This is a genomic window from Phyllobacterium sophorae (genome assembly GCF_003010965.1).
Taxonomy (GTDB): domain Bacteria; phylum Pseudomonadota; class Alphaproteobacteria; order Rhizobiales; family Rhizobiaceae; genus Phyllobacterium; species Phyllobacterium sophorae.
The window spans coordinates 180,054-194,511 of record NZ_PGGM01000013.1 but is presented as its reverse complement, the minus strand read 5'-3'; the positions used below and the strand labels follow the sequence as shown (position 1 = coordinate 194,511).

Genomic DNA, 14,458 nt, shown 5'->3' with positions numbered 1-14,458 from the left:
TATCATTGGATTCAATACGGCGCATCTGAAATGTTGCGGATACGAATTTATGCCCAGCACATAGGAGGTTGAAATGTCCTGGAAGCATGAATGGGCCCCGCGCCTGAAAATGCCCGCCAGTTTGGAAACCTATCTCGAGATCGTTTCGCTCGCCGGCGGATTGCCGTTTGTCGCACCAGATCATGAACGGACCGGCGACAGCACAGACAGTGCCGGGCCGGCAAGAGTTGCGCTGGCGGAGAGTGAATCCGTCGTCGAATTCTGGCGTGCGGCAGGTCCCGGCCTTTGGTTCGCCAAAGACGATGATTTTGACCGCCGGTTCACCGATCGATGCCTCCATCTGCACAAAGCAGCAGCCCGCGGCGAATTCTCCCATTGGATTTCAACGCCGGCCGGAGCGCTGGCGTTGGCAATTCTCCTTGACCAGTTTCCGCGCAACGCCTTTCGGGGAACGCCGCGCATGTATGCGACTGACCCATTGGTGCGAGAGGTCGCCAGCGCCGCGATTGCAGCTGGTCACGATACGGGCGTCGATCCCAGCATGCGGCTTTTCCTGTACCTGCCCTTCGGTCACTCAGAAAATCTCGCCGATCAGTTGCTTTCGGTCGAACTTTGCAAACGGCTGGGCGAGCCGAACCTTTCGCATGCAAGGCGGCACTGCGACATCGTCAAGCGGTTTGGGCGCTTTCCGCATCGCAACCCGATATTGGGACGGACCATGACTGCCGAAGAGCAGCAATATCTGGATGAGGGCGGCTACCGGGGCTAGCGTTTGTACTACCGCCGCGACAGGCTCCCCAAAATCCCGCGCACCAGCGCCCGCCCCAGCGAACTTCCCACTGAACGCACAACCGACTTCATGGCCGCTTCGGCCACTGTCTGGCGGCCCCTTGGCTGGCCGCCTCGCGGACCTGGCTTGCCGCCGCCAAGTATATCGGGAAGGCTCCAGCCGCTGGTGCTGTCCGCTTCCTGAGCCTGCTCGGCAGCGGTATCGACTTTGGTTTGCGCCGCCTTTTTCTGCAAAAGCTCATAGGCGGATTCGCGATCGATCATCTCGTCATAGAGGCCAGCGACGGGGCTGGCATTGATCAAGCCCTGGCGTTCGTCGCTGGTCAGCGGGCCGATGCGCCCTGCCGGCGGGCGCATCAATGTGCGCTGCACCATCGATGGTACGCCCTTGTCAGCCAGCGTCGACACCAGCGCCTCGCCGGTGGCGAGATTGGTGATGGCCTCGAACGTGTTGAAGTCCGGATTGGCGCGGAAGGTGTCGGCAGCGGTCTTCACTGCATTCTGCTCGCGTGGGGTATAGGCACGCAATGCATGCTGCAGCCGGTTGCCGAGCTGCGCCAGCACTGTCTCCGGCACGTCCAGCGGATTCTGCGAGATGAAAAATACGCCAACGCCTTTGGAGCGGATCAGGCGCACCACCTGTTCGACGCGGGTAAGCAGTGCCTTCGGCGCTTCGTTGAAAAGCAGATGCGCCTCATCGAAGAAGAAGACCAGGCGCGGCTTTTCCGGATCGCCAATTTCCGGCAGTTCCTCGAAGAGTTCCGACAGCAGCCACAGCAGGAAGGTCGAATAAAGCCGCGGGTTCATCATCAGCTTGTCGGCAGCAAGTACGCTGACCAGGCCGCGGCCATTCGTATCCGTGCGCATGATGTCGGCTATTTTGAGCGCTGGCTCACCGAAAAACTTGGTACCGCCCTGCTGTTCCAGTACCAGCAATGAACGCTGGATTGCGCCGACTGATGGCTTTGTGACATTGCCATAGCGCGCGGAGATTTCTTCGGCGCGCTCTGCAATGTTGACGAGCAGCGATTGCAAGTCCTTCATGTCAAGAAGCAGCAACCCCTCCTCATCGGCGATCTTGAAGGCGATGTTGAGAACGCCTTCCTGCGCTTCCGTCAGGTTCATCAGCCGCGACAGCAGCAGCGGCCCCATTTCGGAAATGGTCGCGCGGATCGGATGGCCCTGCTCGCCGAAAATGTCCCAGAAGATCACCGGCGAGGCGCTGAGCTCATAGGGGTCGAGCTTGATGTCGGCAGCGCGCTTGGTGAGGAAATCCTTCTCCTCGCCCTTGGCGCCGATGCCGGAAAGATCGCCTTTGATGTCGGCGCAAAACACCGGAACGCCGGCTTTCGAGAAGCCTTCCGCCAGAACCTGCAGCGTCACTGTCTTGCCCGTGCCAGTTGCGCCGGTCACCAGACCGTGCCGATTGCCGAATTTCAGCAGCAGCTGTTCGGCCTGTTGGTAAGTGTCATCGGGCTTTCGGCTTGCACCAAGGAAAATACTGTCATCGGCCATGTCGTCTTGTCCTCGTCCCGTCGGTGTCACTCTATCCACGGTATAAACAGCCAATCCTCAGGCGACAATGGCCTAGGATTTTTACGTGTCCGGAAAATTGCGGATGGTCGGCGGAATTCTGAGATCAACTCGAACCGAAATGCAGGACTTTGGCGCCAGCGAAGCGGTTCCCGCGCAAAAAACACCGAATCTGGCCGATGAATTTCACTCATTCGTTGCATTCTGGTTGCCCACGGTTGAGAGGTACAAAATGAGATTGACTCAAGAGCTTGTGCGGAAGAATATTCCCGCATATTACGTAAACGTAATTCATGATTGACGGGAGATTACATCCATGGACGAACTCATCGCGCGCATTTCCGCCAACGTCGGCACCGATCCGGCTACTGCCGCCAAGGCCGTTGGGCTGATTCTGGCATTCCTGCAGAAAGAAGCTCCTGCAGACAAGGTTGACCAGCTCATTGCCGCTTTCCCCGGCGCGGAAGCTGCCATCGCCGAAGCAAAAGGCAGTGGAGGCCTCCTTTCCGGCCTGATGCCTGGCGTCATGGGTCTCGGTTCCAAGCTGATGGGCATTGGCCTCGGCATGGGCGAAATCACCGGGATTTCCAAGGAAACCATTGCTTTTGCTCGTGAAAAGGCCGGTTCCGGTCCGGTCGACGAGGTGGTGAATTCCATTCCTGGCCTCAGCCAGTTCGTCTGATCGAACCACATCCCCATGATTGAAAGCGCGCGCCTCACGGCGCGCGTTTTGCATTTCAAGTCCGGTTGATCGAGACGCCGCCATCGACCAGCATGGCAGATCCGGTCGTGAAGCTTGCTGCATCGGAAGCAAGATAGAGCACCGAGCGTGCGATCTCCTCAGGGGCCGCACGCCGCTTAAGTGCATGCAATCCCTCGACAAAGGCGAGCTTTTCGGGCGTATCGACCCAGGCTTCCGCCATGGCCGTCGCTGTGCCGCCGGGCAAGATGGCATTGACTCTGATGCCTTGCGGGCCGAGCTCGGCGGCAAGTGTCTTCATCAGTCCGATCACTCCCGCCTTGCTCGCGGCATAGGCGGCTGTGCCCGGCATTCCCACCGTATGGCCAACAAAAGTCGAGGTAAAGATCAGCGATCCGCCACCTCGCCTTTGCATCGCCGGTATCTGATACTTCGCACCAAGGAAAGCGCCGGTCAGATTGACGTCCAGAGCCTCGCGCCAGCCTTCGATCGAGACCCCCGATGTTGGTCCCATTTCGCCATTGGCACCGGCATTGTTGAAGGCGATATCAAGGCCGCCAAACCGGCTCTCCGCCAGTTCCACCAGCGATTTGGCATAGGCCTCGTCCCTGACATCGCCAGCCAGTGCCGCTGCTTTCCCGCCATCTGACTCAATCAGCGTCACCAGTTTTTCGAGCTCGCTTTGACGCCGTGCGCCGACAATCACATTTGCGCCTTCGCTGGCAAAAAGCCGTGCCGTTTCGTAGCCAATGCCCGAACTCGCTCCAGTGACGATCGCGGTCTTTTCCTTGAGGATGTCCATTTTCTTAGCCTTTCAGGTTCCCGTTCGACAACAGAAATTTCACACCTCATTGGGCCCGGCCACCCGAAACCTGCACTCTCGAATCGCTGACGATAGACCTCGCAGAAACGCCCACGTTTTCAATATGTTGCGCCAGCGGCACTTTGCTTTGTTGCGAAGCAGCATGACTCCCCCTAAAGTCGGGCGCAAAAATACGGCGACGGGGAGAAAGCATGGACGCGTCACTGCTCAAGGAAACTGAATTTGCGGCGATTGACCGGGAGGCTTGGGTCAAACTTGCGCAAAAAGCCCTTAAAGGCGCGGATTTCGACAAAACCCTGATTTCCAGATCTGATGACGATATCGCCATAGAGCCGCTCTATGAGCGCTGCCGCAAACCGCAACTGACACCGCGAAAGAATCCGTCGCAGCCTTGGCATATCGTCCAGCGAATCGACGATCCGGATCCGGTTCGAGCCAACAGGCAGCTGCTGGAAGACCTCGAAAACGGCGCCACCGGCATCGCGCTGGTGTTTGAAGGGGCGCCCAACGCCTTCGGCTACGGCTTGCCCTCGACACGCGAGGCTGTCGACAAGGTGCTTTATGGCGTGCACCTCGACATGATCCATTTGCGAATGGATGTGCATCCGAAGAGCCGCGCTTGTGCCGACTGGTTCGTCGACTACATGCGGCCACGCGATGTCAATCCAAAGACGCTCAGCTTCTCGTTGGGCATCGATCCCGCCGCCACTCTCGCGGGAACCGGACGCCTGCGCATGACCCTTGCGGCGCTCAAAGCCTCGCTGCCGCAATCGCTTTCGGGCTTTTTCTCATCCGATCTGCCGGGCATCGTGCTCGAGGCGGATGGCCGTGTCTATCACAATGCCGGCGCGACCGAGGCGCAAGAACTTGGCGCAGTGCTGTCCATCGCCGCCGGTCACTTCCGCCTTTTTGAAGAGGCGCGCCAGCCTATCGTCTATGCTGCCCCGCACATCGGGTTCGCACTTGCAGTCGATCAGGATCAGTTCCTTTCCATCGCCAAAGTCCGGGCATTGCGGCGGCTATGGGCCAGATTACAGGAGGCATGCGGCGCCCGCCCTTCGCGTGCGACCATCCATGCGGAAACTTCCTACCGGATGATGACGAAGCTGGATCCAGAGACAAATATATTGCGCACGACGATTGCGGCCTTTGCCGCGGCCGTCGGCGGGGCGGATTCGATTGCGATCCTGCCGCATACGGTTGCTCATGGGTTGCCGGACGCGTTTGCGCGGCGCCTCGCCCGCAACACCCAGCTCGTCCTGGCCGACGAAAGCAATCTGGCGTTCGTGGCAGATCCGGCCTGTGGCTCGGGGGCGGTCGAAAGCCTGACGGAAAAGCTTTGCGAGGCTGCATGGAAAGAGTTTCAGGCGCTTGAGCGCGATGGCGGCATTTTGCAGAGCCTGGTCGATGGCAAGTTTCAAGGGCGCATCGTCGAAGCCCGGCATGCGCGCACGAAAGAATACAATTCCGGTAAACGGGCGGTGATCGGCACCACACTCTTTCCGGCAAAACAGGAGCGGCCGGTCACCGTGCTCGATGCACCGCACATGCCCTTGCCGACCGACGGCGTGGTTCATTGCGAACCGCTAACCTTTCCGCGCATCGACGAAACATTGCAGGCCTCTGAATAAAATGAGAATTCCGGATTTCACCAAGCTCGATTGGCAAGAGCCAAAGACGCTGGCTCCCAAGCCCGTGGCCGCCATTTGGAAGACGCCAGAAGGCATCAAGGTCAAGCGCGCCTATGGCGAGGCAGCGCTTCGGGGCCTGCAGCACCTCGACACATTTCCAGGCGCCGCGCCTTTCATCCGCGGGCCCTACCCCACCATGTATGTGCAGCAGCCGTGGACGGTCCGGCAATATGCCGGATTTTCGACGGCCGAGGAATCCAACGCCTTCTATCGCCGCAATCTTGGCGGGGGCCAGAAAGGCCTGTCGGTGGCGTTCGATCTTGCCACGCATCGCGGATATGACAGCGACCATCCGCGCGTAGCCGGCGACGTCGGCATGGCGGGTGTCGCCATCGATTCCATTCTGGATATGCAGCAATTGTTCGACGGTATCCCTCTCGGGGAGATGACCGTATCAATGACCATGAATGGCGCCGTGCTGCCTATTCTCGCGCTCTATATCGTTGCAGCGGAAGAACAGGGCGTTGCCCAAAAGCACCTCGCAGGCACCATTCAGAATGATATTCTGAAAGAGTTCATGGTGCGCAACACCTATATCTACCCGCCGCAGCCCTCTATGCGCATCGTCTCGGACATCTTTTCCTACACGTCAGAAAACATGCCGAAATTCAATTCGATTTCGATTTCCGGTTACCATATGCAGGAGGCAGGTGCGACGGCTGATCTCGAGCTTGCCTACACCATCGCCGACGGCATTGAATATGCGCGGGCCGGTGTGGCTGCCGGTCAGGACATCGACACATTTGCGCCGCGCCTCTCCTTCTTCTGGGCAATCGGCATGAATTTCTTCATGGAAGTCGCCAAGCTGCGCGCGGCGCGTCTGCTCTGGGCGGCCCTGATGAAAAAGAACTTCAATCCGAAGGATGAGCGTTCGCTTTCGCTGCGCACCCATTCGCAAACGTCGGGCTGGTCGCTCACAGCACAAGACCCATACAACAACGTCATGCGCACCATGATCGAGGCCATGGCGTCGACGCAGGGCCATACCCAGTCACTGCACACCAACTCCTTCGACGAGGCGCTGGCGCTGCCGACCGATCATTCGGCGCGCATCGCCCGCAACACGCAGCTGGTCCTGCAAAAGGAATCCGGCACGACGCGCATCATCGACCCGTGGGGCGGTTCGGCCTATGTCGAGCGCCTGACCCACGATCTTGCGGCACGCGCCCTCTCCCATATCGAGGAGATAGAAGCGCTGGGAGGCATGGCCAAGGCCATCGAACAGGGCATCCCGAAGATGCGCATCGAGGCGGCGGCAGCCCGCACGCAAGCCCGCATCGACAGCGGCCAGCAACCGGTCATCGGCGTCAATTCCTTCCGCCCGGCTGAGGACATGGAAGTCGATGTGCTGAAGGTCGACAATGCCGAGGTGCGAGCCCGCCAGCTTTCCAAGCTGCAGCAGCTGAAAGGCACGCGCGATGTCGCCGCCGTCGATACGGCGCTTTCAGCACTGACCACGGCAGCGAAGACAGGAACCGGCAACCTGCTCGACTTCGCTATTCGCGCGGCGCGGGCACGGGCAACGGTCGGCGAAATCTCGCTGGCGCTGGAAAAGGCCTATGGGCGTCACGTTGCCGAGATCCACACGATTTCGGGAGTCTATCGCAAGGAGGTTGGAAAGAGCGAGGTTATCGACCGCGTGCAGGCCAAGGCGGCGGCTTTTGAAAAGCGCACCGGAGAAAAACCACGCATACTCGTCGCCAAGATGGGCCAGGACGGACATGATCGCGGTCAGAAGGTCATCGCCACCGCCTTTGGCGACCTCGGTTTTGAAGTCATAGTCGGTGCCATGTTCCAGACGCCCGACGAAGTCGCGGAACTTGCTGCCGACAGTAATGTGCGCATAGTCGGTGTCTCTTCGCTGGCGGCGGGTCATCTGACGCTCGTGCCGGAACTGAAGGAAGCGCTGAAGCGGCGGGAGCGCGACGATATTCTCACCATCGTTGGCGGTGTGATCCCGCCCCAGGATTTCGACGCAGTTCTCAAGGCAGGCGCCACTGCGATCTTCCCGCCTGGCACAGTCATTGGCGAGGCAGCCGAGAAACTGATCGATACTTTGCTGGATTCGCTTTGAAATGATTTATGTCTACACCCTGGAAGACGATTTCCTGATGCCAAGCGCCGCCTTGGCCGGCGCGGAGCTGCCGCCGAATGCGGTCTGGATCGATCTGATCAATCCGACGCATGAGGAAGACGTCCAGACCGAAGCGTGGACCAACGCCGCCATACCAACCCACGAGGACATGATCGAGATCGAGGAATCGAGCCGCTTTTATGCGGAGAACGGCGCGCAATACCTGACAGCTTCGATCCTGCATTCCACTGAAATGAAACATCACGGCATCGCGCCGGTATCGTTCATTCTTATAGGAAAGCGGCTTGTAACCGTCCGCTATACTGAACCAAAGGCGTTCAGCCTGTTCATCGGCCGCGCGACCAAGCCGGGAAACGGGCTGATTTCACCCAAGTGCAGCGGGATCACCATCCTGCTTGGCCTTGTCGAAGCCGTGACCGATCGCATCGCCGATATTCTTGAGGGCGTTGCCGGTGACATCGATGTGAATTCCCATGCGATCTTCCGGCGGTCCGAGAACGACAAGCCGATGACCACGAAGAATTTCAGGGACAGCCTCAACAACATCGGTATCCAGGGGGCTTTTCTGTCCAAGATTCGTGAAAGTATCGCCGGAGTCAGTCGCCTGCTCGTCTATACGGCAGCTATTCCCGACGAGAACGTCAAGAAAGACGCACGGGCCTGGATCAAGTCGCTGGAGCGCGATACGCAGTCGCTCAGCACCTATGTCGACTTCCTGTCCAACAAGGTCACGTTCCTGCTGGACACGGTGGTCGGCCTGATCTCGATCGAGCAGAACGCGATCATCAAGATCTTCTCGGTTGCGGCCGTTGCCTTCATGCCGCCAACGCTGGTTGCATCGATCTACGGCATGAACTTCCATTTCATGCCCGAACTCGACGAGGTCTGGGGCTACCCGATGGCAATCGGCCTGATGATCGCTTCGGCAGTTATCCCGCTGCTGATCTTCCGCAGAAAGGGCTGGTTGTAAGAAGCGGCCCTATCGTAAATACTCCCGCTAATTCTTTGCTTGATTAGCGCCTGACGCTAATGTTATAAGCCTCGTTATAACTTTGGAGTTACGGCCATGAAGGTAACACTACGCAAGATCGGCAATTCGGAAGGTGTCATCCTGCCCAAGGATGTGCTTGACCGGCACAATCTGAAAGCAGGCGATCAGCTTGAAGTGATCGACACCGCCGACGGGTTCACGCTGAAGCCGACTGACGATTCTTTCGAACGTCAGATGAAAGCGGCACGCAGTATGATGGACAAGTACAAAACCGTTTTTCAAAAGCTCGCTGAATGAGTTGGGAATTTCTTTCCCGCTTATCCGTAGAAGCAATGCACGCGGAACAATTGCATCGCCATGGTGGTGCTCACGGCTTGAGGGATGAAAATGCCCTCGAATCGGCATTGGCGCGTGCCGAAAACAAATCTCATTATGGCGACCCGGATATAGCCGAACTGGCCGGAGCCTACATGTTCGGGCTTGCACGAAATCACCCCTTTGTTGATGGAAACAAGCGTGCGGCGCTTGCTTCAGCACTCGCCTTCCTCGTTGTCAACGGTTACATGCCAACTGCTGACCATGGCACACTCTACTCGTTTGTCATGAGCGTTGCTTCGGGCGAAATCGACGAGACAGGTGCGGCGGCATTTTTCCGCGATCACATCGAACTGATCTGAAAAATTCTGTGATTTGAATCGGTTACGCGCAGGCGCTCCCAGAGGGATTCAACCTCAAGGTGCAGCGTTGATCGCAGTAATTTCCCACTCGTGATCGTTGAGCTCGAACGTATCGCCAACGGCCTTGCCGAACATCATCTTCGCCATGGGTGAAACATGTGAAATCTTGCCATGACTGGCATCCACTTCATCCTCGCCGACGATTGCCCAGGTCTGCGTCTTGCCATTGCCGTCGGTGATCGTCACGCTCATGCCAAACCGCACCACGTCGCTGTGCGGATCCGGGTGTGAGATTTCCGCTGTTTCCCGCCGTGCGGTCCAGTAGCGTAAATCGCGCGAGGCGCGGGCAATCAGCTCGCGATCGGCCTCGGCATTGCCCTTGGCCAAAGCCTCATGCAGTGCGGCTATCTCGGCGTCGATCAGTGCAAGTCCATGCTCGGTGACCAGATTACGATGCGGACTGACCGGTCGTTCCCCGAGGTCAATCGAGGAATTGCTGTCATCTTGCTTGGTAAATGCGCCGCTCATGAGTCCAAGGTAGGTCTTGCTAGCCCCAACAGCAAGTGTAATCCTTCGGTCTAGGGACTAGTACGTATTAATATGCATACTAGAGGTCCCGACCCAGCCAGCCTGCCCCTCGTGCAATCCCGGATAAATCAAATGATAAACCGACGTCTTGTCCTTGCAGGTCTGGCCGGGCTCGCCAGCGGAAGCACCCTACCTCGTTTCGCGCAGGCGCAAATGGCAGCGGCAACGGGGATGATAAATGCTGTTGAGTTCGGCCTGCAGCCCGGATCGCCGGACGATCAGACCGCCAAGTTCAATGCACTGCTGACCAAGGCAAGTGCTGCGGGCGAGCAGATTTTCCTTCCGCCGGGGACTTATATCGCATCCGGCCTCCAGTTTCCGGCCTATGTCAATCTCGCTGGTATGTCAGGAAAATCACGTATCGTTTTCGGCGGCAGGAATGGCTTGATAAGCGCGAATGGCGCCGATCATGTTCAACTCAGCGGTTTGCTTATCGATGGTGACGACAGGTGGTTGAGTGAGAGCGTGCGCGGACTCGTTGAGCTCAGCAATGTCGGCTATCTCGTGCTTGACGACTGCCAGATCATCGGGGCACGAAAAAATGCCGTGGACCTTTTCAAATGCGGTGGAAGGATAGAGCGGACGCGTATTTCCGGCGCCACCGACGCCGCTATCTTTGCGGCGGATTCGACGGGGCTGCGGATCACGCAAAATGAAATCAGTGATTGCGGCAATGGCGGCATTCTCGTTCAGCGCTATGAGCAAGGCCGCGACAGTACGATCATAGTGGGAAACCGTGTTGAAAAGATCCGGGCGGATGCTGGTGGTACGGGTCAGAACGGCAATGCGATCAATGTCTTCCGGGCCGACAATGTCATCGTGTCCAACAATGTCATCAACGATAGCGCCTTCACGGCGATCCGCGGCAACAGTGCAAGCAATCTGCAGATCACCGGCAACAATTGCACAGCAAGCGGCGAAACCGCCATCTATTCCGAATTTGCGTTTGAAGGCGCGGTGATCGCGAACAATTTGGTCGATGGCGCCAGCAATGGCATATCCATGGTCAATTTCGACAGCGGCGGCCGCATGGGTACGTGCAGCGGCAATGTCGTCAGAAATCTCTCAACCAGGGGACCCTATCCGGGTACCTTCGGTATCGGCATCGCCGTCGAGGCAGATATATCGGTCACAGGCAACGTTATTGAAAGCGCACCGCTTTATGGCATTCAGCTTGGCTGGGGCACCTATATGCGCAATGTCATCGCCACCGGTAATATTGTTCGCGCATCGGGCGAAGGGATATATGTCAGCGTCGTCAAAGGCGCTGGCTCTGCCATCATAAGCGACAACATCATCCAAGACGCCAAGAATGGCGGCATTGTCGGTCACAGTTGGGCCGATATCACCGTCAAGGATCTGACCCGGAAAGGCGCGTCCGACTACCCCAATTTGATCCTTGAGCGGAATGTTGTCAGTTGATGTCCGCGTCGGTCAGCGTCTCTGCCGGACTGATCACACCGTAGGTAATGCCATTCCAGTTGCGCATCTCACGATCGGCAAACCGGTCAAGTTTCGATTCCAGCTCCGGCTCGTTGCGGAAAATACGCGCCAGAACTGTCGCAATGATCGCCTCGGACGCACGTGCCGTGCCATCATCGCATTTGACGGCGATGCCCAGCCCGAGTTCCGGCAGCGCCCCGACAAAAACGCCTTCCGCCCCCGTCTTCACGAATATCCGCCCCGGCGCCATCTCCATCAGTTCCGTGCAGGCCCGGTGCGTGCCTGCCACATAGAACGGCGCCGCCATCGTGGCATCCAGCAACCGCCGCGCCGCCGCGGCGCGTATGGGCTCGAGCCCGGAACCAGTCGCCATGCGAGCAAAGCCGTGTGCCAGGTTTCTCAGCGGAATGGCATATGTCGGAATGGAACAGCCGTCGGTGCCACAATGATCCAGCGTATGGGCGGCACCCGTCACCGCTTCCATCGCATCGCGTACCATATCCTGCTCGGGCGAACCGAGTGCCGAATAGCCCCGCGTTTCAATGCCGAGATGCCGGCACGTGCACAGAAAGCCCGCATGCTTGCCGGAGCAGTTATTGTGCAGCGCTGTCGGTGTCTCGCCGCTTTGTGCAAGCGCTATGAGAACCGGCTGCTGGTATGGCCAGTGCGCCCCGCATTCGAGCGCTGAAACATCGAGGCCGGCACGGCCCAGCATGTCGGCGGCCTTGCGCACATGCTCGGGCTCGCCTGAGTGCGAAGCGCAGGCCATGGCCAGTTCCTCATTGCCGAAGCCATAGGCATCCGCCGCGCCGCTTTCGACCAGCGGCAGCGCCTGGATGGCCTTGATCGCCGAACGCGGAAAGGTCGGGCGTTCAATATCGCCGAGCGAGAAGACGATCTTGCCGTCGCCGTCCGTTACAATCACCGAACCGCGATGACGGCTTTCGACCGTCTCGCCTCTAAAAACTTCAACCAGAACCGGATTGCTCATGATACCCAACTTTTCCCACGAATTTGGCTGAAATCAGCCGGAATTGCTGCTCTTATAGGATGGTCTGCCTGCCTTTCCAATGGAGAAACTTCTTGATCAGTTTGTTGACCCGGCTGGCGCTGGCAATCCTCGTGCTCTTCATTGTCCCTTCGCTGGCTGCGGCCGGATGGTGGATGACCCAGCATCATGCTGACAACTGGCGTGCAGCCGATTGGAGCTCCAGCGGCGTGTTACCTTCCAGGCTGGAGGCCAGCGACGCGTCAATCTATATTCTGGCCGCCCGTACAGGCGGCTTGAAGGGGGCACTTTCGTTGCATTCCTGGCTGGTGGTAAAACGTCCCGGAACAATCAGCTACGACCGTTATGACGTCGTCGGCTGGGGTACGCCGGTGCGCAAGAACGCTTACGATGCCGATGGGCGATGGTACTCCAATACACCTTCCATCGTGCATGAGATCCATGGCACCGGGGCGCGAGGGCTGATCCCGAAGATCGAAGCTGCCATCAGGCAATACCCCTATGCGAGGCCCGGTAGCTACGTGCTATGGCCGGGCCCGAACTCAAACAGTTTCGTCGCACACGTCCTGCGCTCGGTTCCGGAAATCGGCGTCGTATTGCCATCCAACGCGGTTGGCCGTGATTTCCCGACCGATGGCAGGCTGTTTGCCATCGATGATGACTGGCGGAATTTCCGTGCGACGCTCTTCGGCTATATCGGCTTTGCCGCTGGCGCACGCAGCGGATTCGAAATTAATTTCATGGGCTTGGTTGCCGGGTTTGATATTCTGAATCCGGGACTTAAAGTGCCCGGATTCGGCAGGATCGGCATTTGGCGGTAGCGCCTACTTGATCCGCTCAAGCACCGACACGTAGTTCGCAACCGCTGCGCCGCCCATGTTGAAGATGCCCGCAAGTCTTGCATCGGGGACTTGAATGCCGCCGGCTTCGCCTGTCAGTTGCATCGACGACAGCACGTGCATGGATACGCCGCTGGCGCCGATCGGATGCCCCTTGGCCTTGAGGCCACCGGAAGGGTTGACCGGCAGGCGGCCGCCCATGGCGGTCTGGCCTTCCATTGCAATCTTGGCGCCCTCACCCGGTTTCGCCAGCCCCATCGCCTCATACTCGATCAGTTCGGCAATGGTGAAGCAGTCATGGGTCTCGACGAATGAAAGGTCGTCGATAGTCACGCCCGCCTGATTCAGCGCGCGCTTCCAGCCCTCGGCGCAACCTTCGAAAGCCAGGATATCGCGCTTGGAGATTGGCAGGAAATCCTGAACGTGCTGCGCGGCGCGAAATGCCACTGCTCGCTTCATCTTCAGCGCCGTCTGCGTGTCGGTCAGCACCAGCGCGGCGGCGCCATCGGATACCAGCGAGCAGTCCGTGCGTTTCAATGGTCCGGCGACGAAGGGGTTCTTCTCGCTTTCCTGGCGGCAGAATTCGTAACCCAGATCCTTGCGCATCTGCGCATAGGGATTGCCCACGCCATTCTTGTGGTTCTTGGCGGCAATCATTGCCAGCGCATCCGACTGATCGCCATACTTCTGGAAATAGGCGGCGGCGATCTGGCCGAACACTCCGGCAAATCCGGCAGGGATGTCGCCCTCTTCCGGCAGGTAGGACGCCTTCAAGAGATTCTTGCCGATTTCCGGACCGGGCGTCGATGTCATTTTCTCGACGCCGACGACAAGCACAACTTTCGCAGCACCGGCGCGAATGGTCTTGATGCCCTGATGCACGGCTGCCGAGCCGGTCGCGCACGCGTTTTCAACACGCGTCGCCGGCTTGAAGCGGAACGCATCACTTGCCTGAAGCACAAGGCTGGCAGTGAAATCCTGCGGCGAGAACCCGGCATTGAAATGACCAAGCACGATCTCGTCAACGTCTTCAGGGCCAATGCCAGCATGGTCCAGCGCTCCAAGGGCGGCCTTGACGATCAGGCTTTCGACAGTTTCGCCTTCGAGTTTTCCGAACGGCAGATGCGACCATCCAACGATACAGGCTGTCATCTCTTTCCTCCACAAATGTCTTGTCTTTGACCTAACCATGAACCGCCAGCCATTCAAGGTAAAGCCCGCAATATCGCGACGAAATAGCTCTTCGATTTTTATTGATTGATCAGTCAATCAATAATAAT

General features: G+C 58.4%; 14 protein-coding genes. 9 read left to right on the top strand and 5 right to left on the bottom strand.

Annotation, left to right across the window (positions count from 1 at the left end; translation table 11 throughout):
* Positions 1-73 precede the first annotated feature (73 nt).
* Positions 74-769, top strand: a complete 696-nt coding sequence (locus CU103_RS23730; protein ID WP_245448963.1) for a DUF924 family protein — start codon at positions 74-76, stop codon at positions 767-769.
* Between the two features lie 8 nt (positions 770-777).
* Here the strand turns inward: CU103_RS23730 and CU103_RS23725 are convergent, their stop codons facing one another.
* Positions 778-2,304: a helicase HerA-like C-terminal domain-containing protein gene (locus CU103_RS23725; protein WP_106666498.1), complete on the bottom strand. Its 1,527-nt coding sequence runs from the start codon at positions 2,302-2,304 to the stop codon at positions 778-780.
* Between the two features lie 334 nt (positions 2,305-2,638).
* Here CU103_RS23725 and CU103_RS23715 point away from each other — a divergent pair, with 334 nt between their 5' ends.
* On the top strand, positions 2,639-3,004 hold the full coding sequence (locus CU103_RS23715) for a DUF2267 domain-containing protein (RefSeq protein WP_106666496.1): 366 nt from the start codon (positions 2,639-2,641) through the stop codon (positions 3,002-3,004).
* Positions 3,005-3,059: 55 nt separating this feature from the next.
* Here CU103_RS23715 and CU103_RS23710 read toward each other — a convergent pair whose 3' ends face one another.
* A complete protein-coding gene (locus CU103_RS23710) occupies positions 3,060-3,824 on the bottom strand; it encodes an SDR family oxidoreductase (RefSeq protein WP_106666495.1) in 765 nt (254 codons plus the stop codon).
* A gap of 212 nt (positions 3,825-4,036) precedes the next feature.
* On the opposite strand from CU103_RS23710, the gene CU103_RS23705 reads away from it, so the two are divergent.
* From CU103_RS23705 to CU103_RS23685, 5 genes are all read left to right on the top strand, one after another.
* Complete coding sequence (locus tag CU103_RS23705; RefSeq protein ID WP_106666494.1) at positions 4,037-5,476, top strand: methylmalonyl-CoA mutase subunit beta; 1,440 nt, start codon at positions 4,037-4,039, stop codon at positions 5,474-5,476.
* Between the two features lies 1 nt (position 5,477).
* Entirely contained in the window at positions 5,478-7,610 is a 2,133-nt protein-coding gene (gene scpA, locus CU103_RS23700) for a methylmalonyl-CoA mutase (RefSeq protein WP_106666493.1), read from the top strand.
* Position 7,611: 1 nt separating this feature from the next.
* Positions 7,612-8,601 carry a magnesium transporter CorA family protein gene (locus CU103_RS23695; protein ID WP_106666492.1) on the top strand — a complete coding sequence of 330 codons (990 nt, stop codon included), beginning with the start codon at positions 7,612-7,614 and terminating at the stop codon, positions 8,599-8,601.
* 96 nt (positions 8,602-8,697) lie between these two features.
* The gene (locus tag CU103_RS23690) at positions 8,698-8,919 is read left to right on the top strand and encodes an AbrB/MazE/SpoVT family DNA-binding domain-containing protein (RefSeq protein WP_106666491.1); all 222 of its coding nucleotides are present in this window, start codon (positions 8,698-8,700) and stop codon (positions 8,917-8,919) included.
* Positions 8,916-9,299 (top strand): type II toxin-antitoxin system death-on-curing family toxin, encoded by a 384-nt coding sequence (locus CU103_RS23685; RefSeq protein ID WP_106666490.1) that lies wholly within the window; start codon positions 8,916-8,918, stop codon positions 9,297-9,299. Before CU103_RS23690 ends, CU103_RS23685 begins: the two co-directional genes overlap by 4 nt.
* A 54-nt stretch (positions 9,300-9,353) precedes the next feature.
* On the opposite strand, the gene greA is transcribed toward CU103_RS23685, so the two are convergent.
* Positions 9,354-9,827, bottom strand: a complete 474-nt coding sequence (gene greA, locus CU103_RS23680) for a transcription elongation factor GreA (protein ID WP_106666489.1) — start codon at positions 9,825-9,827, stop codon at positions 9,354-9,356.
* Between the two features lie 132 nt (positions 9,828-9,959).
* On the opposite strand from greA, the gene CU103_RS23675 reads away from it, so the two are divergent.
* A complete protein-coding gene (locus tag CU103_RS23675) occupies positions 9,960-11,309 on the top strand; it encodes a TIGR03808 family TAT-translocated repetitive protein (protein ID WP_106666488.1) in 1,350 nt (449 codons plus the stop codon).
* Here CU103_RS23675 and CU103_RS23670 read toward each other — a convergent pair.
* Positions 11,302-12,324, bottom strand: coding sequence for an asparaginase (locus tag CU103_RS23670; RefSeq protein WP_106666534.1), 1,023 nt, complete (start codon positions 12,322-12,324; stop codon positions 11,302-11,304). The two genes, CU103_RS23675 and CU103_RS23670, sit on opposite strands and share 8 nt — an antisense overlap.
* Positions 12,325-12,416: 92 nt before the next feature.
* On the opposite strand from CU103_RS23670, the gene CU103_RS23665 reads away from it, so the two are divergent.
* Entirely contained in the window at positions 12,417-13,160 is a 744-nt protein-coding gene (locus CU103_RS23665; protein WP_245448969.1) for a DUF3750 domain-containing protein, read from the top strand.
* Between the two features lie 3 nt (positions 13,161-13,163).
* On the opposite strand, the gene CU103_RS23660 is transcribed toward CU103_RS23665, so the two are convergent.
* A complete protein-coding gene (locus tag CU103_RS23660) occupies positions 13,164-14,330 on the bottom strand; it encodes an acetyl-CoA acetyltransferase (RefSeq protein WP_106666486.1) in 1,167 nt (388 codons plus the stop codon).
* Positions 14,331-14,458: the final 128 nt, after the last annotated feature.